Origin of the sequence: Paenibacillus sp. PAMC21692, assembly GCF_014303795.1 — a bacterium.
Taxonomy (GTDB): Bacteria; Bacillota; Bacilli; order Paenibacillales; family Paenibacillaceae; genus Pristimantibacillus; species Pristimantibacillus agaridevorans.
In genome coordinates this window covers 4,172,548-4,195,076 of sequence record NZ_CP060293.1, presented here as the reverse complement: position 1 = coordinate 4,195,076, position 22,529 = coordinate 4,172,548, and the positions used below count along the sequence as shown (strand labels likewise).

General features: G+C 52.3%; 14 protein-coding genes. 3 read left to right on the top strand and 11 right to left on the bottom strand.

The features are described 5' to 3' along the window. Positions 1–68: 68 nt before the first annotated feature. From H7F31_RS16415 to H7F31_RS16395, 5 genes are all read right to left on the bottom strand, one after another. Entirely contained in the window at positions 69–665 is a 597-nt protein-coding gene (locus tag H7F31_RS16415; RefSeq protein WP_187105074.1) for a hypothetical protein, read from the bottom strand. Positions 666–921: 256 nt separating this feature from the next. Further along, positions 922–1,428: a UPF0158 family protein gene (locus tag H7F31_RS16410; RefSeq protein WP_261800448.1), complete on the bottom strand. Its 507-nt coding sequence runs from the start codon at positions 1,426–1,428 to the stop codon at positions 922–924. A gap of 74 nt (positions 1,429–1,502) precedes the next feature. After that, positions 1,503–1,970: a coagulation factor 5/8 type-like protein gene (locus H7F31_RS16405; RefSeq protein WP_187105073.1), complete on the bottom strand. Its 468-nt coding sequence runs from the start codon at positions 1,968–1,970 to the stop codon at positions 1,503–1,505. Positions 1,971–2,641: 671 nt separating this feature from the next. Further along, positions 2,642–3,685: a glycoside hydrolase family 88/105 protein gene (locus tag H7F31_RS16400; RefSeq protein ID WP_187105072.1), complete on the bottom strand. Its 1,044-nt coding sequence runs from the start codon at positions 3,683–3,685 to the stop codon at positions 2,642–2,644. A gap of 44 nt (positions 3,686–3,729) precedes the next feature. Then, positions 3,730–5,781 (bottom strand): beta-galactosidase, encoded by a 2,052-nt coding sequence (locus H7F31_RS16395; protein WP_187105071.1) that lies wholly within the window; start codon positions 5,779–5,781, stop codon positions 3,730–3,732. 119 nt (positions 5,782–5,900) lie between these two features. Here H7F31_RS16395 and H7F31_RS16390 point away from each other — a divergent pair, with 119 nt between their 5' ends. Continuing rightward, a complete protein-coding gene (locus H7F31_RS16390) occupies positions 5,901–6,740 on the top strand; it encodes an AraC family transcriptional regulator (RefSeq protein WP_187105070.1) in 840 nt (279 codons plus the stop codon). 190 nt (positions 6,741–6,930) lie between these two features. Further along, positions 6,931–7,554 (top strand): hypothetical protein, encoded by a 624-nt coding sequence (locus H7F31_RS16385; protein WP_187105069.1) that lies wholly within the window; start codon positions 6,931–6,933, stop codon positions 7,552–7,554. Positions 7,555–8,589: 1,035 nt separating this feature from the next. Here the strand turns inward: H7F31_RS16385 and H7F31_RS16380 are convergent. Next, a complete protein-coding gene (locus H7F31_RS16380; RefSeq protein ID WP_397374598.1) occupies positions 8,590–11,358 on the bottom strand; it encodes a glycoside hydrolase family 2 protein in 2,769 nt (922 codons plus the stop codon). Positions 11,359–11,545: 187 nt separating this feature from the next. On the opposite strand from H7F31_RS16380, the gene H7F31_RS16375 reads away from it, so the two are divergent. Continuing rightward, positions 11,546–12,484, top strand: a complete 939-nt coding sequence (locus H7F31_RS16375) for an ArsR/SmtB family transcription factor (protein WP_187105068.1) — start codon at positions 11,546–11,548, stop codon at positions 12,482–12,484. Between the two features lie 135 nt (positions 12,485–12,619). Here H7F31_RS16375 and H7F31_RS16370 read toward each other — a convergent pair whose 3' ends face one another. The 5 genes from H7F31_RS16370 to H7F31_RS16350 form a co-directional block, all read right to left on the bottom strand. Then, positions 12,620–13,021 (bottom strand): ribbon-helix-helix protein, CopG family, encoded by a 402-nt coding sequence (locus tag H7F31_RS16370; protein WP_187105067.1) that lies wholly within the window; start codon positions 13,019–13,021, stop codon positions 12,620–12,622. Between the two features lie 155 nt (positions 13,022–13,176). Continuing rightward, positions 13,177–14,589, bottom strand: coding sequence for an alpha-galactosidase (gene melA, locus H7F31_RS16365; protein ID WP_187105066.1), 1,413 nt, complete (start codon positions 14,587–14,589; stop codon positions 13,177–13,179). A 399-nt stretch (positions 14,590–14,988) separates the two neighbouring features. Continuing rightward, complete coding sequence (locus tag H7F31_RS16360) at positions 14,989–15,135, bottom strand: hypothetical protein (protein WP_187105065.1); 147 nt, start codon at positions 15,133–15,135, stop codon at positions 14,989–14,991. A gap of 163 nt (positions 15,136–15,298) precedes the next feature. Beyond that, a complete protein-coding gene (locus tag H7F31_RS16355; RefSeq protein WP_187105064.1) occupies positions 15,299–16,297 on the bottom strand; it encodes an S-layer homology domain-containing protein in 999 nt (332 codons plus the stop codon). A gap of 70 nt (positions 16,298–16,367) precedes the next feature. Next, positions 16,368–22,334 carry a rhamnogalacturonan lyase family protein gene (locus H7F31_RS16350; RefSeq protein ID WP_187105063.1) on the bottom strand — a complete coding sequence of 1,989 codons (5,967 nt, stop codon included), beginning with the start codon at positions 22,332–22,334 and terminating at the stop codon, positions 16,368–16,370. Between the last annotated feature and the right edge of the window lie 195 nt (positions 22,335–22,529).

The following is a 22,529-nucleotide window of genomic DNA, read 5'->3' as shown; positions in this document are numbered from 1 at the left end:
GCATGGCTCCATGTTGTTAGTACACGGCATTCTCCCTGACCGCTCATCTCGTTCGCTGACGTTTTGTATCATCGGCGACGTCTTCTTAAAAATAGGATCAGCAAGATAAAAGTTATTAGAATAATTACAGAAACAAAAACAATTGTAATGTACCCATTGTCTGCTTCCATATTGATTGAAGATATTTCCAACGGAATTTCATGGGGTATTATTTTGGAGGGTTCATATCCTGTTCCCAATGCCTTCAGTTCTTCTTTTGCGGATGCAAGAGTCTTGTTTCCTTCACAAAGACCGGTTTCAAGGCGATCTGGGTCACCGTAAGTAAAAACGATGTATTCTTTATTCACTTCGAAACCCTCATATCCACAACTTTCAGAACTCAATGCTGTGTGAACAGTCGTTTGAGAACCCAGTTCTCCTTTCCATACCGTTTTAACTTCAAACAGAACTTTTACAGGATCAGCGGAAGACCAGATCTTCCCTTTAACAGGTTTAGTCACACTCAATATTTTACCCGTAAAAATTGCGGTTTTCCGTTCCAGCTGCTCTTCAATACTTGGGAGTTCGGCACAAGAGCATGCGTTGACAGTTACAGGTTCGATCACGAACCACATACCGAATAAGATCAAAAAACTCAGCAGGGCCATTACGGTTCTTTTCCACATGTGATCACCTCATTGGAATGAATGGTGGAATTTACACATGCAAATAGACGAAGTCAAGCCTAGGATTGTTGCGTAATTCTGCCACTTCTTCCACGCACAACCACATCCACTCATGAAGGCTGTCTGCCGTAATGACTTGTTGAGCTGTTGTTCTTCAGTTCACTCAATATTTTTTCTTTACAGTCGCCGCGATGGCAAACTACTCCTGGATCCCAATTCCCATAAGAAAACACTCTTTCTCGCTAGCAATAATACTTCATTCCTTCATTTCAAGATCCATCACTTTACACCATTCAATAACTAATTCCTTTATCTTTTTTTCTTTGAATTCATACCATTGTTTTTCTATGTCATGTTCGCTGATTCCGTCTTTAAATCTTCTAAATGCCCCTCTTCCTTGAATAGCTCCAAATAAATCTTCTCGAACCTCATCTTCGCTTAATGTTCCGATAAATTCCTCTATTATTTCATACTCATGGTACTCGTTTCTTAATGTAAAATAGAGGTAAACCTCGTCTTCATCTTCGATAATTTTTATTGCTTGTTCAATGTTCTCTCTTTGCCAATCTGGATATTTTTCAAGTGGCTCTTCATCTTCTGCAGCTCTCATATCTTCTTTAGATAATGTTATAACTTCGCCTGTCTGGGTGTTTATATATGTAACAGTTTCAACCATCTGAAATTCAATCTCATTAATCAGATCATCTAGTTTCACCGCTTTCGATTTTTCAAGAGCCTGTTTCTCATTGTCAATGTTCGACAAATTCCCTGCCTCCCTTTGTTAAGGGTAAATTTGTTTCGCCTATGAGCTCATAGTTTTCCACCTGATAGGTGTACTTATATGCCGAAATGAACAATCAATTGGTTATTGTCTGAAGCTTTGACTGCTAAATCAATTAAGGATTCTATTTCAATCTGCAAAGTTTCTCGCTTCAACCAATTTTTCGATTGTTCCCAGTGTCCATTTTCATTTTCTTTTTCTTTCCAAACGGTATCTCCTCTTAAACTGAATGTGTCAGGTGCCTCTTCGATTAGTTTAAGCCATTTATCTAATATCCTTATAAGCTTCTCTGCTCCGGGCTTGTTAATAACGGTTAATCCATAGTAATTTAACCCTTTGTGGCTTTCTTTTGTTTCGGGGTTATATGAAGGCAACCAATTCAAAAAGTCCGATAAGTATTGAATAATCTCATCTGACACTACAGACTTCTCGGCCCATGTATAACGATTAGCTCGGTACCATTCATATCTGTCATTCATATCAAAATCGCCGCTAAGAAGGAAAAACTCGTGTGTCAAACTCATACAAATCACCTGGGTTAGCCCGTGTTAATTTACTGGTCTTACAGAAATTATATTACCACATATTTCAACTACTCTGCTCGTTAGCTTAATACTTGCATTCAGTCTACCACCGATCGATTGTTTCATTTCCCTAAACTTTCATTCGATCTTGAACCGGTATTCGTTCAAACGTTGCTGTTCTGGTTTCTGATAAAGTGAATGTTCTTTTATGTTGGAGAAACTTTTGGAGGTACGATTGGACCTAGTTACGGTCATTGAATATCCCCAATTCGGACCATATCGATCATCTGTTGCATGTATTGCTGGCAATTTGATTCGGTCTGCGACGGGTGATGGCGTTAGTTTGAGCTGCTGCTCCGGTCGCAACCAAGATTGTCATTAACGAGCATCGAGATCGAATCGAAGAAGCTAAGAAACCGGGCGAACGAAGAAATAGGGGCTGTCTCAAGGGAGATTGCACAGCTTAACGCAGCTTAATTCCAGGTATCCCTGCTTAAAAAGGCATCTAAAACTCTCCATAGACGTTTTTAACGTCTATGGTTAACGACAATGGCGGTGCAGGATAATCTCCCGCACCGCCATTTCTAGTTTCACACAAATTCTCCATCAAGGGCCCCGTTTCAAGCAACAGAGCTACTGTCGAACAACTCTTCTTCCGTAACAATCGATCGTCAGTTCTCCGCCGACTCCCGCTTCACCTTCTCGATCGTCAAAGCCAGAAACGCAAGGGCGAGGCCTTGCCCCCAGCCCTGGGCCCACTTGCGGTCGATGCCGAGGTAGCCGGCAATGTCGTTCATGACGGCGGTGCCGCCGGATACATTGCGAACGCGGCCGTTGTCAGAGATGTTGTCGAGAACGCCTTCCAGCGCCTTCTGAACGTATTTGCCATGCAACGTATTGCCTTGAGTAATCATTGCCGCCGCAATTCCCGCCGTAGCCGATACTTCGCCGTAAGCTTCCGGATAGTCTAAAACGGTGCCCCAGAGACCGTCATCCTTCTGCAGCTTCTTGATTGCCGCCAGCTGATCGCGGAGCGCGCTCCAGATATGCATCATCGGAGGATAGAGATAAGCCTCCGGCAATATTTTCGCCGCTCTGGACATCGTGTAGGCCGCCCAAGCATTCGCGCGTGCCCAATAGATGCCGGACATATGGTCCTGCTTGATATTGTTGTACCCGTGATACCAGAGGGCGTCGTTCTCGTCCTGCAAGTAGTTGATGTGCCAATAGAACTGGTGCAGCGCGTCGTCTACCAGATGTTTTTTGTCGAACATGATTCCCGCGCGCAGCATAAAGTACGCCGCCATAAACAACGTGTCTGCCCAACATTGCTCTGGAAAATCGTTGTTGGCCGATACGGTGTGCTGTAAGACCCGGTCGCCGAAACGAAGCGCCTTGTTCTCCAGGTAATCCAGCTTGCTGTTAATAAGCTCCAAGTATCGTTCGTCCTTCGTCTGCTCGTATAGCGTGAGCAGCATATGTCCGATCGCGCAAGAATTGACCGTCCAGACGGGAAGACCCGCTTCGATGTATTCGTCCACCCAAGCGATCATCCGGTCCAGATAAGCCTGGTCGCCCGTCACCTCGTAGAGACGGCTGACGCCATAGTAGGCGACGCCGCCCGGCCAATCCCAAGTGAGGTCCATATTAAACGTATACTCCGCGACCTTTGCGGCGATTGGCTTTAATTCGCTTTCTTTGGCGTTAATTCTCATCTCCGTCATCCCCCTCAAATAATAACATTGCCACATGACGTCCGTTATCCTTGGAGCTTTATGATCCAGACATCTCTTCCGCCAAGCTCGGCCGAGCCGCTCAGCTCGCGACCAGACAACAGCTCGACGCCGGAACGATCGCCCAGATTCACTTGAGCCGCATCAGCGTTATGGTTCAGCACAAACAGATAGGACTGCCCTTCTTTGGAACGTACCGTCGTCTCCACCCCATCCGGAACGGACGGGATAAGCGGCGCGATACCGCGGTCTGCGCACAACTGGGTCAACCAATCCTGCAGGAACAAAGCCTCGGGGCTTGTTGCCATATACCAGGCTTCGCCCGCTCCGAACTTGTTGACCGTAAGCGCCGGCATCCCTGCATAGAAGTCATCGCCATAGACAGCCTTCACCTCCGCACCTTCGGAGTGAATGAGGTCGCAGATCATAGCGCATTCGTATTCCTGCTTCAAGCCAGCAGCGCCGTCTGCTGGTATTATCCGGTTGCTCTGACTTGGCAGCAACGCGTCGATCTCTTCGGCCCAGATGCCCAGCGGCTTTCTCAATTCGCCTGGGTAACCTCCCGTCTTCACCCGGTCGTTTTCATCGACAATGCCGCTGAAAAAGGTCGTGATTAACGCGCCGCCATTATGCGTATATTGCTCCAGCTTGGCGGCAACGCCTTGCTTCACCATGTACATGACGGGGGCAATGACCAGATCGTATCCGCTCAAATCGGCTTCCACGCTGACGACATCCACTGCGATTCCGGCGCGGTACAGCGCATCGTAGAATTTATGCGCTTCATCTACATAACGCAGCGCGATCGTCGGACCGCTGGACATCTCGACCGCCCACCAGTTCTCCCAATCGAACAGAATGGCGACCTTCGCTTCCACGCGGGCATCCAGCAAAGTTTCGCCGAGCTCCCCAAGCTCCGCGCCAAGCTGCGCGCATTCGCGGAATACGCGTGTATGCTCATGTCCGACATGTTCGATGACGGCACCATGATACTTCTCGCAGGCGCCGATGGAACGGCGAAGCTGGAAGAACAAAATCGTATCCGCGCCTCTCGCTACCGCTTGGTAGCTCCACAGGCGCATGACGCCCGGACGCTTTAGCGAGTTGTAAGGCTGCCAGTTCTGCTGGCTTGGCGTCTGCTCCATAAGCATAAAAGGCTGGCCGTCCTTTAGTCCGCGCATGAGATCATGCATCATGCCCGTGTAGCTATGCGGCGTATCAAACCGTGGATAGTTGTCCCATGACACCACGTCCATATGCTTCGCCCATTTGTGATAATCGAGCTTTTTGAACGCACCCATCAGGTTGGTCGTGACGGGGATATCCGGCGTATGTTTCTTGACGGCTTCGTACTCCAGCTTGTAACAATCCAGCAGGCTGTCGGAATGGAAGCGGATATAATCCAGCGAGATGCCTTGGAAATTCGTTTCCGTCCGTCCGTTCGCCCCTTGCCATTCCTCGCTGCGTCCGCTAGGCAAGACAATGTCTTCCCAATCATGGAAAGTATGACCCCAGAAGCCTGTATTCCAAGCGCGATTTAATGATTCAAGCGTGCCGTAGCGCGCCTTCGCCCATTCGCGGAAAGCCGCTTCGCAGTTATCGCAATAACAATTTCCGGCGCCGCCGTATTCGTTGTTGATATGCCAAATCAGAAGTGCGGGATGATCCTTGTAGCGCTCCGCCAGCTTCTCCGCCATGCGAGCCGAATATTTGCGGAAGGTCGGACTGTTCGGGCAAGAGTTATGGCGTCCGCCGAACTTCCGCTTGTTGCCGTTGAAGTCGACTTGCAGCACATCAGGATATTTGCGCGCCATCCACGCGGGATGTGCGGCTGTGCTCGTTGCGAGGCAGACGCCTACTCCATCCGCATGGAGTTTGTCCATCATTTCATCTAGCCAGCCGAAATCGTAAGTATCTTCATCGGGCTGATTTTTCGCCCAAGCGAATACGTTAAGAGTCGCAACATCTATGCCTGCAAGTTTGAACAGACGCAAGTCCTCGTCCCAAACTTCTTTTTCCCATTGATCGGGATTATAATCGCCGCCATACCAAATTTTCGGTTTTTTCGCGCTGATCATCTTGTCACTCCTCGAAATATATGATAAAACCGCAGTATACATCTCCATTGTAAAACTTTCATATTTATGATCCCATATAAAAAAATCGAATATTCATATAAGAATATGGAGGTTTGATCATGAAACGACGCATCGTTCCCGCATCTCCGGCGGAATTGCTGCCTCTGCAGATTGAATCTATTGGAGCTAGCCCCGAGCAAGAGGCCATTGACAGGCCGAACGGCTATCCCTATTTCCACTGGCTGCTGACGATTGAGGGAGAAGGAGAGCTTTCGGTGAACGGTCATACGTGGAAAATGACGCGGCGCACCGGCGTGCTGATGACTCCCGGAACGCCACATCGGTACGAAGCGAAAAACGGGGCCTGGCATTCGGGGTTCGTCACCTTTCATGGAAGCATGGCGGCAAGCTTCATTCAATCGTTTGGATGGAGCAGCGCGGAACGTTTTCAATGGGATGACGGCGACGACCGGATCTCGCAGTTTTTGGCGGATATGCTGGTCCTCGCCGAAACTGGGGGCGATCCCTCCGGCTTGCAACTGTCTTCGGATCTGTACCGATTTCTCACGCTGCTCAAGACGGATGCGCGTACCGATAACCGTCCATCCATCACAAAGCGGCTGGAGCGAATCCAGCTGCTGCTGGACTGGCTCGAGACGGAATTCCCGGATCCCGGCATCGGATTGACGGAGATGGCAGCCATGCTGGATATCGGCGAGCGGCAGCTGAACGAGAAGTTCCGGGAGCTGTTCGGCCAGACGGCGTATGCTTATCTGATTCAATTGCGGATTCGTAAAGCGAAGGAATGGCTGCCCTCCCGAACGGACTGGACCATTCGCAGAATCGGGGAAGCTGTCGGCTTCCGAGACGCAAGCCACTTCGTGGCGACGTTTCGCAGGAAGGAAGGCATGACGCCGGAAACGTACCGCAGGCTATATGGCACTTGGCCGGTGACTTGAGCAAAGCTGGCTCTACGAAACTTGTCCGGTGACGTGAGCAAGATTAGTCTCCAACGCTGCTTTAAAGCAGCCAACAAAGCTGCACCCCTTTGTTGGCCAGAAATAAAATCCGCCACCGCAACATTATCGGCTTCCACACGTTATTAGTATTGCGGGTGGAATTTTTTTCTATAGGAGGGAGACTTCTTCATTGAACAGACCTTTTTGTACGCTCATGACTGTAATCATCGTCCTTGTTAGTGTCACAGCCTGTACGGTACAAAATGACGCTCAAGAACAGGCCGTTGAAATGACTCATAATAGTCGGAATGAGAAAGACATCGTCAAGTCTGAGGTTGCAAAAGGGATTAATGACATGCCGAGTCAGGATTTAAATCGCGATAACATTCTAGGACAAACGGGCGTGTTAAAGGAAACTAACGAAAGTTCGCCAAAAGGGGCCCATTTCACCTATTTGTATACAGACGAAGCAGGTGAAGAAGAAATACTACTTGAGCTATACGCAAGAAATATCGATGAAATTGATTTGGATGAGGATGGCATAACAGAGCTAGTCGTTCTTATGCCGGGGCCGCTCATGTCTGCAAGAATATACGATCTTGTAGATGGAAAGATATCGTATATTGATGTTAATGAGGTATTGGGGAGCAATTGGTCATCCAGCTTAAACGGCGTGGGTAATGTCAAACGCGAATATCTTAAAGGTATACAAGCCGGTTTTGAAAATGAGGATGGAAGCTCAAGAATAGAGGTTTATTCATTCAAAGATTTGCAGCCTATTTATATCGCCCCTCTCTCCGATGTAAAAATGTAACGGTTGAGCAATCTTACAGACGTCAGGAAGCTGTCGATTAACAGTGCATAGGTGAAACTGCTGGCAACTGTTCGTTAAGAAATGAACTGGAGCTGCTTCTACTTAAAGGAAATAAAAGGCGTTATTTCAGCAAAAAGCACCGTTTCGCAATTCTAATGGAACTGACGGCCCTTATGATGGGCCAAAGTTCGCGTTTTGCCTAGATTTCTCACGAATAAAGTCGCAGGGTTCCGTTAGATTTTAAAATCACGCCAAACGATCAAAATAAGAGCTCTCACTTCCGTTTGCAGGGTGGCGATGTTCAATTGTAGCTCCAACTCCAGCTTTGCACACATTGGATCGACAGTCTCATCAGATAATCATGCAATATAGTGATTCGCAGATATCAATACAGTCATGTATGTCCGCACCGAAAAACATTCCTCATCGCCCACCTACCTGCATGCATGACCACTTTCTCAGTCGTGTCCCTCCAACAAACATTGCATCGCATGTTTGGATCCTTATCTCCATTACTCAGTTGATTCGTTCAAGAGCTAACTATCGGCGCTCCACCTTTGATCAATATCCCCTCTATTCAGGACAAGTTAATACACAATCTAGTCTGAATAAAGGGGATAGCGTTCCAAGGGAATTGAGGACGACTGTTTCAACTCGGGTACCAGCATAGTTAGAAGAATTTCCTGAGTAGATGGGATATCGTCAAAGGGAAATGCGGACGCTCGCTTTAATTCGGGCACCTGTTAGGGGACTTTCCCTGAGTAGAGTAGGTGGGCTACCATTCAAAGGAAAGCTAGGATGACTACTTCAACTCGGGTATCAGCAACGTTTGGGAGTTTCCCTGAATAAAGGGGATACCGTTCCAAGGGAATTGAGGACGACGGCTTCAACTCGGGTACCAGCATGGCTAACGGATTTACCTGAGTAGAGGGGATATCGTTCCGAGGGATGCGTTTGGCCGGCCAAAGCCGCTCGGCCTAAAAAACAAAACTGCCCACAAGGCATAATAATGGCCTCGGGGCAGTCCTGCTGCGTTTAACGATAAGTTACCAGAATATCGATCGGATAACGACCGGCATTCCTGCCGTACAGCGCAAGCCCGCCTTCCTTCGCCTCCAGCTCCAAAGTAAAGCTGCGGCTCCGGTTCAGTTGCGCGGCCAGGGCGCTCGGCACTTCTATCCTGCACAAATAACCATACGACCCTGCTTCGTCCAGCTTGTTCGATTCCGACTGATAATGCCACGACAACACGCCCCTGCTGTCCGCAGGATCGTCAGGCAAGTAGATGCTGTCTACTTTCACTCCGTCTATGATTACGTTGACAGTCGAGTCGTGCCTTACCTCATCTGTCATGTAATACGTATTGGGGTTGCTCTCCGTTTTGGCATCCGCGCCAAGCATAAAGGATAGGTCGGGGCGTTTGTATTCCCCACCTTCGATATTCCGTGTCAGCAATCGTTTGGCACTGGCCTCGAACAGGATCTCCATGTGGCCGATGACGGACTGCTCGTTACAGTCGGGCAATTGAACGTTATAGATGAAACGTCCTGTCGGACCGCCGTTTGCCTTCTGTCCTTGAATCGCGTTCCATTGATAAGCCCAGTCATGCTCTGTAAATGCAGGAACCGGTACTTTTACAATCCCGCCATCCAAGCCGTACGATTGCCCGTCAGATCTGCCGCTCCGAACGTCGAACGTTGTAAAGTTGCGCATGACGGTCTCACCGCTCGCGGTTTGAAGCCGGAGGGCAAGCACCGCAACCGCATCCTGTTTAGGAAGAGTGAGCTGCAACGATTGCAGTGGAGACACGCCGTAGCCGTTCCATTCCAGCAACATTTTTCCTTGATCCGCAACGACTCTGGTTCCCAATTGATCGTACCAGAGCTCCCAATTCAACTGCAGCTCCTGTCCGAAATACCGATCGGAGTAACTGGAGCGAAGCAAAGGAATTGCGACGGTTGCTCCGGCATTGACGGTTTGGCAAGGCGGCGCATCGATGACGATGAAATCCGGGGCATGCAGGTCGGCGATCGTCATGCCTGGCACGAACCATTCGTAGCCGAATTTTTTGTCCGTTCCGTCCAGCCGGTAGTAGCCGTTGAATTCGTTGGTCACATCCCGGAATTCCGTAAATACGAAGCCGCAAAGCTTGTCGTGCCTGCGGAATTCATTCATCATATATCGATAATGCCAAGCTAGGTCGCTGTCACCTGCTCCTCCTTCGATTCCCCACACATTACCGCATTCGCTGTTCATTAAGGGCGCGTCGGTCTGCACATTGCCGCCAATATAATTGAAAGGGGAACCGGGGAATGTCTTATCCACAACGTCCTGAAGATGTTCTCGCAATTCCTTGTAACCATTAATATAGAAGTGCCAAGTATTAATATCCGACTCCACATGGTCAAAGAGCGTCGCCGAATTGTCCTCGATAATGCGGGTTGGGTCAAGCTTTTTTGCCCATTGGTAGATTTCCCGAACCCAGTTTTGCGTCTCCGGCAGGTAGTTGCTTGGATGCAGTTGATCGCTGGACAGACCGACTTGATCGCTATTTGTCTTGAGCCCCCATGTTTCGTTAAACATAACCCAGGAGAAGATCGAAGGGTGATTGTAATCCCGCTCGATAACTTCCCTCGCTTCGCCCACATAGGATACGCGAGCACTCTCATCCGGATTCCCCCAGAAGCAAGGCATATCCTCCATCACGAGAATACCGAGCTTGTCGGCCCAGTACAGCTTGCGCGGCTCCTCCGGCTTAATATGAATGCGTACGAAATTAAGACCGAGACGCTTCATCATATAAATCTCGTTCTCCATCTCTTCGTCGGTGGGATACGTAAAATAACCCGTCGGGTGGTATGATTGATCCAAAGTCCCGTTTAAATAGATGGGCTTGCCGTTGAGCGTGATCCAGCGGTATTGCCGCTCGCCGACAAGCGCCGTACCGATCTCCCGAATGCCGAAGTACGTGCTTACGATATCACGACCGCCGGAACCAGCCTCCAGCACAATCTCGCCCTCGTACAGATTCGGTTCTTCCGGAGACCACAATCTTGGTTGATCGACGTTGAAGGAGGTTACAATATCGTTTGCGCCTTCGACCAATTGCAAGGGGATGACATGCCGGACTTCGCCTTCGGCAAATGAAAACGATAACGTCGCAGGACCGGCTTGCCGGGCATGGACAGTTGCCGCCACCTCGATGGTTCCGTCAATCCCCGTTACGAACCTGGCTTGATGAATAAAGTCCGACGGACGGGCCTCCAGCCAGACCGGCTGCCAGATTCCTCGTATCTCTCCGTAGCCCTGCTTCCCCCGCGCTTGATAATCGCGGTCGTTATCCTCCGCCCGTACGACGATCCGGTTTGCCGCATCCCGCTTCCATACATCCGTTACATCGAATTCGAAGGTGCCGTATCCTCCTTCGTGCGAGCCGACCAGCGACTCGTTGACCCATACATCGCAGGTATAATCCACCGCGCCGAAACGAAGAACCACACGGTCGTTGACATGGGCCGGCGACCAGCTTACGTCTCGGCAATACCAGCCAATTCCCTTCTCCTCGCTGCCAATGCCGGAGAGCGGACTTGCCCAGGAGAAAGGCACCGTGATCGTCGATGCATAGGGATCGGCAGACCAGCCATACCACTGCTCGGTCTTGCCCGCATTTTCACGATCGAATTGAAAATGCCAGGTTCCGTTCAAATTCAACCAGTCTTGGCGCTGCCAGTCGGGACGCGGATATTCCGGGCGAGGCATAGCTGCATTTTTCGTAGTTGCTAGTGACGTAGACAAACGGCACACAACCTTTCATTGGTTTATTGGAGGCGCTTTCGTCAATCATATCAGCATCAATATAGCATATTCACAATATACATTGCAATAATATAATACTTGCAAAAATCATGCGCAATCGTTTATTATCCTTGTACAATCTTTTAGAAGAGCCGAGATCACATGAGATAAACGGTTGTAGGGAGGGGAGAGCGATATGGTAGATATAAGGCAGGAGGTTCTGCGGTTTCCCGCCTCGAGGATTACGGATGTTGCGAAGGCATTATCCGGGGATTTGCGCGTTCGCATTCTCGAAGCCATAGGATCCGATCAGATGAGCGTGACGCAACTGGCCCAAACTTTAGGCGTCGCTCAGCCGACCGTATCCATTAATATTCAAATTCTGGAGCAAGCGGGGCTGGTCGTTACCTCGCAAGGCTCCAACCGCGAAAAGTTATGCTCCGTCTCCGGCCGCTCGATTCTGCTTGAGCTTCCCGAGAAGCCTGGAGACGGTTTGCACAAGGCCGAAGAAATCCATATGCCGATCGGCATGTATTCCAGTTGCTCCGTGCAGCCGACTTGCGGAATGGCCAACAAGGAAGGCACCCTTATCGGCTCGACGGATGATCCGCGCGTGTTTTATATGCCCGATCGGATAGAGGCTGCTTTGCTATGGTTTTCGGGAACCGGATTTGTCGAATACTATTTCCCCAATCCCATGCCGCCTGGCGTGGCGATTGACGAATTGAAGCTAAGCGCGGAGCTTTGCTCGGAGGCGCCGTCTTTCGCAATGGACTGCCGTTCAGATATCACTTTGTTGATTAACGGCAAAACAGTGGGAACATGGATTAGCCCCAGCGATTTCGGCGATCGCAAAGGTAAATTAACCTCTGATCGGTGGAGAAGCGGAACGGAATACGGCCGATTGACAGAATGGAGCGTGACAGGGAACGGCGGATTTGTTAACGGCGAAAGACTGACGGATACGACGCTGGCCACGCTTGACCTGCAATACAACGAGCCCATTATCGTAAGGCTCGAGGTCAGCGACAGCGCGGTGAACCAGCGCGGGATGAACCTGTTCGGCTCCATGTTCGGCGATCATCCCCAGGATATCGTGCTTTCGTTCGTCCGATATACGGCTCCGGCGGAATAAAGCTTGGGTGTAGTCTTATAAGGATGGTTGATTCCATGCAAAAAAGTCGCCAATTGGGCGACTTTTTGTATGACCTGCTGGCGATTGGCAGACGGTTGGCTGGATTCGCGGACAAATCAGACGTTTGAGGTCTTCTCAATCCTTCGGCTTGTCTCCAATCAACCCAAGCAAAAACATTTGAGAGAAGGCGTAACCCTTGTACGTACGGGACACGCACGCCGGAATCGTTAGATCATGTTCGATGTAGACAGCTAGAATCCGCTGCGTAAATTCCCTTTGATCCGTTAAGGAAAGCTCCTGCAATTGTTTTGCGAACTCTTTGTCGACGTTCTCTCTCCCGCCCAGCGATTGCTGCAATCCATAACCCGCTCTGTACAGATCAGCCGCAAGCTCCTCGTCCGTCCGTCGATGTTCGGCAATGTAGTTCGAGATCCAGTCGCGTACAAGAGACGAAGTATCCTTATTGTTTTCCTTCGCGATTTGTTGGAAGGTTTCTTTGAGATCCTTTGTTATGCGAATTTGCAGATTTGCATCCATGGCGCGTTCCCTCCTTTGTTTGTTATGTTTATTGTAAAAGCGGTGTAATTACTTTGTCAATACATTGTAATTACAAAAGAACCAATCCTGAAGTTCAGAATTGGCTCTTGTTTTTGAATGTTATGATTGCTTGCTCTGTTTCGGCATAATGCCGGTTACTTCGCCAACTCACCGAATCGCGAGAAAATCGCCAGCGCGGGATCGATCGGCACTTCCGCCTTTTCGACATCCTCCGGAATACGAATCGTCGGAGTCGGGCGAGGGCGCCTGTTCCCGAATTGGGGCAGCCATTCGCTCTCCGCGTCCAGCATCTCCGTCACCATCTCGCGGATTTCCTTTAACGTGAGCACGGAAGACGTAAGCGGATCCATTGCGATAGCCTGCACGACCGTCTCGGGATCTCCGCTCTTCGCTGCTAACACGGTTAGCCGCTGTACATTAATGTTCGTCATGTTAAGCGCCGCGCATTGCGGAGGCAGCTCGCCGACGATCGTGCGGTGGATGCCTGTACGGTCGGCAAAAACCGGACCTTCTGCGCAGCAATCCTCCGGCAGGTTTGCGATCATGCCATTGTTGCGAAGGTTGCCGCTGAACTTGAACGGCTTGCCTGTCTCCAGCGCTTCGATAATATAAGCGCAATATTCGATGCTTCTTGGCGGAAGGTCCGTCGACTCTTCCGCGAGCGTATCCGTCCGCTGGAATTTATCAGCCACGTAAGCGCTCCACTTATACGCCGCGCCGGACTCGCCTCCAAACGCCGGCTCATCGCAATACAGCTCCAGCGCCTTCGCGCTATGGCGGAACCAAGGCACGTACTCCGACAAGTGCCCCGTCGATTCCGTCATGAAGTAGCCGAAGTGACGGAACACCTCGCCGCGTACCTTCTCGTTGACGTAATACTCCGGCAGCTCGAACTTCTCTCGCAACAAGGGGTATAGATCTTCTCCCCTATGCTCGATTTTCAAGAACCAGCCCATATGATTGATGCCGCCTGTGGTGAAGTCGATCTCTTCCTTAGGAACGCCCGTATAACCTGCGATCAGGTCAAGCGTCGTCTGAACGCCGTGGCACAAGCCGACGTATTGGATGTTCGTCTCTCCGAGCGCCCAGCAGATCATCGCCATGGGATTGACGTAATTGAGGAGAATAGCTTTCGGACATAGCTCCTCCATGTCCTTTGCCACGTCCAGCATGACGGGTATGCTGCGCAGCGCGCGGAATACGCCGCCAGGACCGAGCGTATCGCCTATACATTGATCGACGCCGTATTTCAGCGGGATTTTATAATCGAGCTCGAACGCTCCGAGGCCCCCGATCTGGAAGGAGCAGATCACGTAATTGGCGCCGGCCAGCGCTTCCCTGCGGTCGGTCGTGATCGTTATCTTAGAGCGAAGTCCATTATCCGCGACTACGCGATCAAGATAATTTTTTACGCGCGAAGTATTAGTCGTTGATGGTGCCATTAGCACGAATTCCGTTTCCTCCAGCCCTTCCGTTGCCATGATATCCATGATTAGCGTTTTGCAGAAAACGACGCTGCCCGCCCCGATAATTGCAACTCTTCTCATCTTCATATCTGCCTCCTTTGTAAATGTCTTGGATCAGTATAGCATGCCTATGATAGAGCTGGGAGGCAATAATGCCAACCTGCATATTCGGTTAAGCTCCGCGTATAGGATATTCGGAGAAGAGTGTCGGTAGCTTCGTTATCTAAACAAATTTATGAGGTTCGCCATCTCCCATGGAGAAACCTGTTGACGGGCTTGCTCGTGCCATGGGCCGAAAACGGCTCTCTTTCTCTTTCTGCACATTTGTGCATTTCTCCCCAATTTCTTAATCAAATGGGGCCCTCTGCCTAGGGAATTGTACGAAAATACACAAATTCTCGCTTCACATCGTCATTCGGGACCTCTCCGAGCCAAAATTTGTGTATATATGTACAAATGTACGAATGAATGGCTTTTACCTCATCTTAATTGTGTATTTTCGCCCAATTGTTGTACTGTTTGTAAAAAGCGTCGCACACCAGCACCTGAACCAGCATTAGCATCCGCAACAGCAACAACAACAACAGCACCAACACCAGCATCAGCCCCCCATTCCAGCACCACCATTCGCCTCCACTTCGCGCTAAGCAGTTAGCCGTTACATTAGCGTAAACGGCGCAAAAACTAATCTGCTCTGGGAGCGCCGTAAACAAGCCGTCGCGATCAGGACGCTAAAAAAGAGGATGCGCCTAAGCACAGCCTCTTCCACGTGATTGTAGCGGAATCCTCTCTAGTTAAAAATAGCTAGAATCAAATGCGCCGATTCGGCGCGGGTCGCATTTTTGAGCGGCGCGAACCGATTGTCCCCGACGCCCTTGATCCATCCGCGTTCTGCCGCAACGGCGATGTAAGGTTGTGCCCAGACAGGAGCATCGCCTGTATCGGTAAAGTTCGGACGCGCATCTTCCTCGGGCACGATGCCCTGGGATCTGACGATGATAGCCGCCATTTCGGCGCGCGAGATAAGCTTGCCGGCCCCGAAAGTGCCATCCCCATAGCCTTGGATCATTCCCGCTTCTACAGCAGCGGATATATATCCCCGCGCCCATACCGGAATTCCGTCTATGTCCGCAAAAGCGAGCTCCGGCACATCCGGAATGTCGAGCTCCAAGGCTCGCGCAAGCATCGTAACGAACTCCGCTCGCGTTACTTGCTTCTGCGGGCGGAATGTACCGTCGCTGTAACCGGCTACCCAGCCCAGCTCGGTCGCTTGCAGAATGGACTTCTCCGCCCAGTGTCTGGCAATGTCCTTGAACTGCGCCCAAGCCGAGACCAGCCTTACCTTTGCTTCCAGCTCGGCCATCTCCAGCCCGGAATCAACAAGCTTAATGTCTTGCAGAGTAAAGCTCGCTCCTCCTCCAGCTATCCGCTCGAACGTGAAGGTAGCCAGCGCAGCCTCGCCCTCCGTTCCTTTTACCTTGCCAACCTTGGAATGAGCGAACAGAATGTTCCCGCCCTTGACGATGGGATCTACTGTAAAGCCGGTTATCGGACTTGCAGCCCCGACGAAACGCACCAGCTTGGGGTCGTATTCGAGACTGAACTGGTAGGCGTACAGGTCCTTCAGCCTGCTTCCCGTTACTTCGACCGTCACCTTGGACTCCCGGCTGCTTGCCTTCATGCTTATTACAGGATCGTCAGCCGCTCCCGCCAACCCGGGAGACCAAAGCGACAACAACATTAGCGCCGTTAAGAGGACAATCCCCGATTTCGTCCATTTGAGCTTCATCGCTGTCTCTTCCTTCCCATGTAGGAAGAGGATGGGCCTGCATCCCCTCCCCCTCTTTCCTTTACATAAATTACTCTTCCGCACTCCATCCCGACAGAATCATCTGCGCCACGGCTGCCAGTACGCGAATGTTGATCTTGCCTTCGCCCAGCAGATCCGCCTTCTCGATCTCGCTCCAGTTGTCGTCTTCGGAGGTCACTCCGAAGTACTTGGCGATCATGGACAGATCGCGAATCGTAATTTGCGTCTGACCGTCCACCAGGCTGATAAACTTCGCTTGGAACTGCTGCACCGCGTCGTTAAGGGCGCCGGTTGCCGCATCGACATGACCTTGCGTCGCCCACGCATTGCCGCGAACCGCAGAAGCCGCATCGATGGCTCCTTGAAGCAACGTTTTCGCGCCGACTTCGTATTGCCCGATTTTTGTGCCTTCCACCGCTTTCGAGAGATGATTCTGCGCAGCCGCGATTGCTGCGATCAAAGCCGACTTGTCAGAATCGATCGGAGGCTCCTGCCCGATGCTAAACGAGTGGTATGCCTCGGCGATATCGGCTACTCCGGCCGAGCCATTGCGGGATACTTCGAACTTCGTCACAGAGGTGCTGACATTGCCGGCCGCGAGGCCTGGCTTTACCTTCCCTCGAAGGATGAACAACTCTCCGCCCTCCGAGACGGCATGCGATTCTCCGCCGCTCAACAGAATGACGCGAATCAGTCCTTCTTCCGGTCGGACGGCCGTCGCAAGAATATGCACATGCTCGCGGCTTTGCGAGATGGCGCCATCTGCCAGGGCGAGCTCGCCATCTTCTCCTGCTATCGTCTCAAACGACACTTTCGCCGGATCGTATTGGACGATAACGTCCATGGCGGTGAAGCCTGCTTCCACTTCGGATACGCCGATCTTGAAATCAACCGATTGACCGGCATAAGCGCTGGATGGTCCCATCAGATACGCCTTGGCCCAGACTTCGCCGGGCGGAACCTCGGTATCCTCCAATGTCACGAATGCGGAGAGCGGGATGTTTAGCTCCTTCACCAGCCCTGCCACCAGCTTGGATACGACCATGGCGCCGTTCATTTGCAAATGCGTATTGTCTTCCTTGCCGTCTACCCACAAGAAAATTCCTTTAGTCCCTTCCGGGCCAAGCTCCTGGAAGTGCTCCCAGCTAGCTTGGTTCAGATCAACCAGCAACGTGCCGGTTTCTTGCGCAACCTCTTTCATCGCCTGTACGTACTCGGGGAAGCTCTTGTTCAGCGTATCGCCTGTGTAATCGCGCCTGTTTACAGGCGTGACCAATACCGGAATCGCGCCACGTTGCTCCGCGCCGTCGATATACGTTTTCAGATACTCTTTGAACTGTTCCGGCGTGAGATAACGCTCCGGACGCGAAGGCGTCGAATCGTTATGGGACCACTGCATAAACAGATAATCTCCCTCGCGGATGTCCAGCAGCAGCTCATTGAGATGTCCGCCGACCAGAAACGTCTTGCTGCTTAGCCCGCCGATGGCCCGGTTGTCGATGATTACTTTGCCGGAATCGAAATAACCTCCCAGCGTCTCGCCCCATCCCGCCTGCGGACGGTAACCTTCCGCGTAATTGGCCACGGTAGAGTCGCTTGCCAAATAGATGACCGGCTTGTCGCCGGCGTCGTTGTCGGGCAGACGTTCGATCTTCAAGGCGTTGATCTTTGGCGTGTTGCCCGAGAATTCGAAGTTGAATATGCCATCGATAAGCGCGATGTCATAGATGATTTCCCGATGCTCGCCTGCCGGTATCGTTGCGTCAGGCACTTTGCCCATTTGTTCTACCGTAATTCCTGCATGGGTGGACTCCGCCGAGTCGCCCATGGTCATGGTCACTCGGTAGTTGGCAGGCTCCATCTCTACAAGGAAAGAGGTGCCGTTCAAGCGGACGAAATCTTCCGATAACGCATTGCCTGTATTTCGGTTCTCGTTTTGAGTCAGAGCCGTATCGGCAAAACCGTAGCCGTTGCCTTCCACATAGGCCCACTTGGCGTCGACTTGCGAGTAGCCTTCCGCCGCGGCGCCCGGGCCAAAGTCGAACCGGTAATCGTTCACGGGCAACGCAGGCTGAGTCGTCAGAGATGCCTTGGCTACCGCCAGCATGTTAAAGATATGATCGACTTGCGCTTGCGTCGCTTCCGTGCCGATAATGGTTTCGACTGCTGCCAGCGCTTTGTTCAAGACCGATATTGAAGCTTCCGTGTAAGCTGACAGATCCAGCGCCTTAACTTCCTCGTGCAGCGCGATTAGCGCGGTCTGATCTCCTGCCGCCGGAGGAAGCTTTATCCCTTCGATCCGGACATTGTCGATCCCAGTCGTCCAGCTTAAAGTGCCGCCGCCGCCTTTCCTCGTCCCCAGAAAACGCATCGCCCTTACGCTGTCCGTATAGGCGGTTCCGGCGCTCATCGCAATATCGCCAATCGTCTGTGTGCTGCCGTTCGCCAGGCTGGTCAGCGTCAGATCGATCGTTTTGTCTGCGAAGTTGATCTTGGCGTTTACGTTCACCCACTGGTTTTTCGCAATGGTCGTGAAGGCGCCGCCCTCCGGAATGGCGGTAGTGCCGGTTCCGTAATCCGCCGGGTACTGGCCGGCGAAATAACCGATCGTCGAGTTCGAACTGCTTGTTGTGTACAGAGTGAGAATCATATTCTCATTGGCGTCCTGCAGCGTAAGATGTCCTTCCGAAGGGAAAGCCCCTACGTTGCCAGTATGCCAGTCGAAATTCACGTCAACCATGTCGCCGCCGACGGCGTCGAACAAGCGGAACACTTTGGAACGATGTCCCGATCCGGAGCCGACGACGTTAAGCACCTTGTTGCCGTTCTGCTCCACGACGGTGCCCGTCATCGTTCCTCCAATGCCGGTAGCGTTAACCATCGCGTATTGAATCGCGCCTGGATCGCCCTCGAAGTCCTCGCTGTAGACCTGGTTTTCGGGTTCGGGCTCCGGCTCGACAACATCCGGATCGATGACAAACGGCGCGAGTCCGCCGAGCTCCTGCTCCTTGACTGCTTTCGCCGCCAGCCCCGCTATGACGGTAGCTCCGTAGCCACTAAAATGCGTATTATCGTTTACGCCGTTCGGATATTTCGGATATTGACCCGGATAAGCATACAGGAACAGCTTCTCCGATGCCGCAAGTCCGATCTGGTTATAACGCGCTATGCTTAACGCGCTAAGATCAATGAGCGGAACTTGTTTCTCCGCCGCCACTTCCTTGGCCGCATTCACGTATTCCGGGAAGCTTACATTAAACTCCTGGGTGATCGTATTAAAGTCTCTGCGTCCTACAGGCGTCAGAAGGACAGGATTCGCCCCGCGCTGCTTGGCGCCATCGATATATCGGCCCAAGTATGTTTTATAATCCGCAGGAGAAGCGTAACGGTCCGGAATGCCGGCGCTGGCATCGTTATGACCGAAAGAGATGAAGAAGTAATCCCCCGGCTTGATCGCGCGCAATACCGTATCCAATCGACCGTCAACCATAAAAGATTTGCTGCTTCTGCCGCCGATGGAACGGTTGTCGACCACGACGCCGCTTGCGAAGTAGCGACCGAATTGCTGCCCCCAGCCCTCTTGCGGAGCCTGCATCGCGCTGTACGACTGCATCGTGGAATCGCCTGCCATATAGACGGTAGTCGCGGCCCCGGCTGTCTTGGCCGGGTACTGGTCAATCGCAATCTCCTGGACGTCGATCGCCGTTCCGGTAAAGTCGAAGTCCAACTGGCCGTCTACCAACGCGATGTCGAAGGAGTAGACCAGCGATTCGCCCTCGGCCACGTTCGTCGCCGCCAGCTTCTGCACGAATTCGGACTTCACGCCGACGTTTCCGGCGCGGTCCGCCGAGCCCAGCTTAAGCGTCACCTTGTAATTCGCGTTCGGCAGGTCGACGATGAACTTGGCGTTCTCCGGCAAGGCCACATGGCCGGCTTCTACCCCGATCCCGCCGCCGCTAGCGAATCCGTATCCCGTACCCGGGGCATAGGTTGTATTCCCCACGCCGATGGCATCCGGGCTTGTCGAAGCGCCGAAGTCAAAGTGCCGGATGCGCGTTAGCGCCTCGGGGCCTCCTGCGAGCGCCAGCTCCGCCTGCGGAAAGTCCGTCGCGCCGTACCCCAGATAGAAGCTGGTATGCGGAGGCTGGTTGTAGCCTACATTCTGCCAGGCCACGCCTAAACGGTAGACAGGATCCTGCATCAGCGCGGGGACCCGGTAAGCCGTCGGAATCGTCGTCGTGTACAGTCTGTATTCCGTGCTGCCTCCGTTCGGCAGCAGCAGCTCCTCGCGCCAGTCGCCGAGAATGTCGGCCTGCAGCGCGGGATTGCCCTTGGTATGGTTGTTCGTAAGCGCGCCAGTCGCCCGGAAAATCTCGTTCAGCTTCTTGTTCTCGTAGTCCCACTTGTAGATGACGGGAATGCCCTTGGCGGCGCTGTTGTCCCATACGTGATCGAACAGCTCGCGACCCAGGTCGCCGTCCCACCAGATCCCGAAGTTGACGCTCTTCGGCGTTTCGTTTGGCGCGTAGATCGCTTCGCCGGATGCCGAATAGCCGCTTGTCTCGGGCATAACTTGCCCGTCCGTAATGCCGGAGCCCCACGATTCGTAGCCGGGATAAGTCGGATCAATGTCCGCAGACATGCCGCGGCCGGTGTCTTTGCCCGTATACTGACCCCACAAAATTTCGCCCGTGGCGGCATCCCTCATCTCGATGCCGTACGGCGAGGAAGTATGCTCATGCACGCTCATAATTTGATAGCCGTCGCGGCCGGGATCCAGCTTGCCGGCATGCATGGCGTCGCCATGGCCAAGCCCCGTGCTGTACAAGACGGTTCCGTCGTCATCAAGAACCAATGCGCCATAAATAACTTCGTCCTTGCCGTCGGAATCGACATCCAGCACGCTAATGCCATGATTGCCTTGCCCTTCGTACTGGCTGCCGGCTTCCTTCGAGTCGAAGGTCCACCGCTTTACCAGCTCGCCTCCGACATAGTCATAGGCGGCCAGCACGGTTCGCGTATAATAACCCCGGGTCATTACGACGCTAGGCGTCGAACCGTCCAGGTAGGCGATTGCAGCGAGAAACCGGTCCACGCGGTTGCCGTAGTTGTCGCCCCAATCGCTGACATTGCCTCTCGGCGGGTCGTAATCGACTGTGGATACGGCTGCTCCGCTCTCACCGTCGAACAAAGTGAGGTATTCGGGACCGGACAGAATATATCCGCCTTCATTGCGATAATCCTTGGAGCCGTCGCCGATAATGGTTCCTTGGCCGTCCTTCGTGCCATCCGCCGTTTTTACGACGACTTCCGCTTTGCCGTCTCCATCCAGGTCATAGACCATAAACGGCGAATAATGCGCGCCTGCCCGGATATTGACGCCAAGGTCAATCCGCCACAGCCTGCTTCCGTCCAGCTTGACGGCGTCCATGTAGACGTTGCCCGTATAGCCGGCGTGGGAATTATCCTTCTGGTTCGTCGGATTCCATAAGTGAACGATTTCGTATTCGCCGTCGCCGTCCAGGTCGCCGACGGAGGCATCGCTGGCGATGTAGGAATAGCTGCCGCCGTCCTTCGTCCGGCCGTCTGCCGGCTTGTCGAGCGGGATCGGCAAATATTCGTTGTGCCATACCGGCACCGTCCCCGCCTGCATCTCTTCTTTGCCGCCGAGGACGGTCGAAATTTGATAGTGGGAGCTATCCGCGCCCGTGGCGTCCACGTAGTTCGTTACGTCGAGAATCGGGGAAGCATTTACCTTGTAGCCGTTCTTATAGACGTTGAAGGCGATGTCCTCCGGATCCGTAACCAGGTAACGCCAGCTCAGGAAGACGCCGCCTTCGACCAGCACGGCAACTAACCCTCGGTCCAAATAATCGCCCTGACGCGCCGGAGCTTCGACGGCCGACGAAGCCTGCGCGGGAGCAGGCAGGGCGGTCAGCGAGAAAACCATCATGCAAGACAGCAGCAAGGCTGTCAGCGACCTCGGGAGAGAGGCGCGTTTCATACCCTTTGACATGAACTCAACTCCTTAATGTTTTTCCGTTGCCTACTAGCTCAATCAGCATCATCAAAAAAATGATACATTATGTATCCGTCATGATGTCGATATACCGGCTCCGGAGAGGAGCCGGCCATTCTTTCGCGCATCTTGCCTGGCGTTCGCCGGAGAGCCTTGCCCAAGGCAGGGCTCTCCGGCCGGCCAAGCCGGTTC

Excerpts from the sequence above, each read along its gene's own strand:
- H7F31_RS16395 (WP_187105071.1), bottom strand. The coding sequence starts at position 5,781 with ATGATCAGCGCGAAAAAACCGAAAATTTGGTATGGCGGCGATTATAAT.
- H7F31_RS16415 (WP_187105074.1), bottom strand. The coding sequence starts at position 665 with ATGTGGAAAAGAACCGTAATGGCCCTGCTGAGTTTTTTGATCTTATTC.
- H7F31_RS16370 (WP_187105067.1), bottom strand. The coding sequence starts at position 13,021 with ATGGATGCAAATCTGCAAATTCGCATAACAAAGGATCTCAAAGAAACC.
- H7F31_RS16390 (WP_187105070.1), top strand. The coding sequence starts at position 5,901 with ATGAAACGACGCATCGTTCCCGCATCTCCGGCGGAATTGCTGCCTCTG.
- H7F31_RS16400 (WP_187105072.1), bottom strand. The coding sequence starts at position 3,685 with ATGAGAATTAACGCCAAAGAAAGCGAATTAAAGCCAATCGCCGCAAAG.
- melA (WP_187105066.1), bottom strand. The coding sequence starts at position 14,589 with ATGAGAAGAGTTGCAATTATCGGGGCGGGCAGCGTCGTTTTCTGCAAA.
- H7F31_RS16350 (WP_187105063.1), bottom strand. The coding sequence starts at position 22,334 with ATGTCAAAGGGTATGAAACGCGCCTCTCTCCCGAGGTCGCTGACAGCC.
- H7F31_RS16360 (WP_187105065.1), bottom strand. The coding sequence starts at position 15,135 with ATGGTGGTGCTGGAATGGGGGGCTGATGCTGGTGTTGGTGCTGTTGTT.
- H7F31_RS16355 (WP_187105064.1), bottom strand. The coding sequence starts at position 16,297 with ATGAAGCTCAAATGGACGAAATCGGGGATTGTCCTCTTAACGGCGCTA.
- H7F31_RS16375 (WP_187105068.1), top strand. The coding sequence starts at position 11,546 with ATGGTAGATATAAGGCAGGAGGTTCTGCGGTTTCCCGCCTCGAGGATT.
- H7F31_RS16405 (WP_187105073.1), bottom strand. The coding sequence starts at position 1,970 with ATGAGTTTGACACACGAGTTTTTCCTTCTTAGCGGCGATTTTGATATG.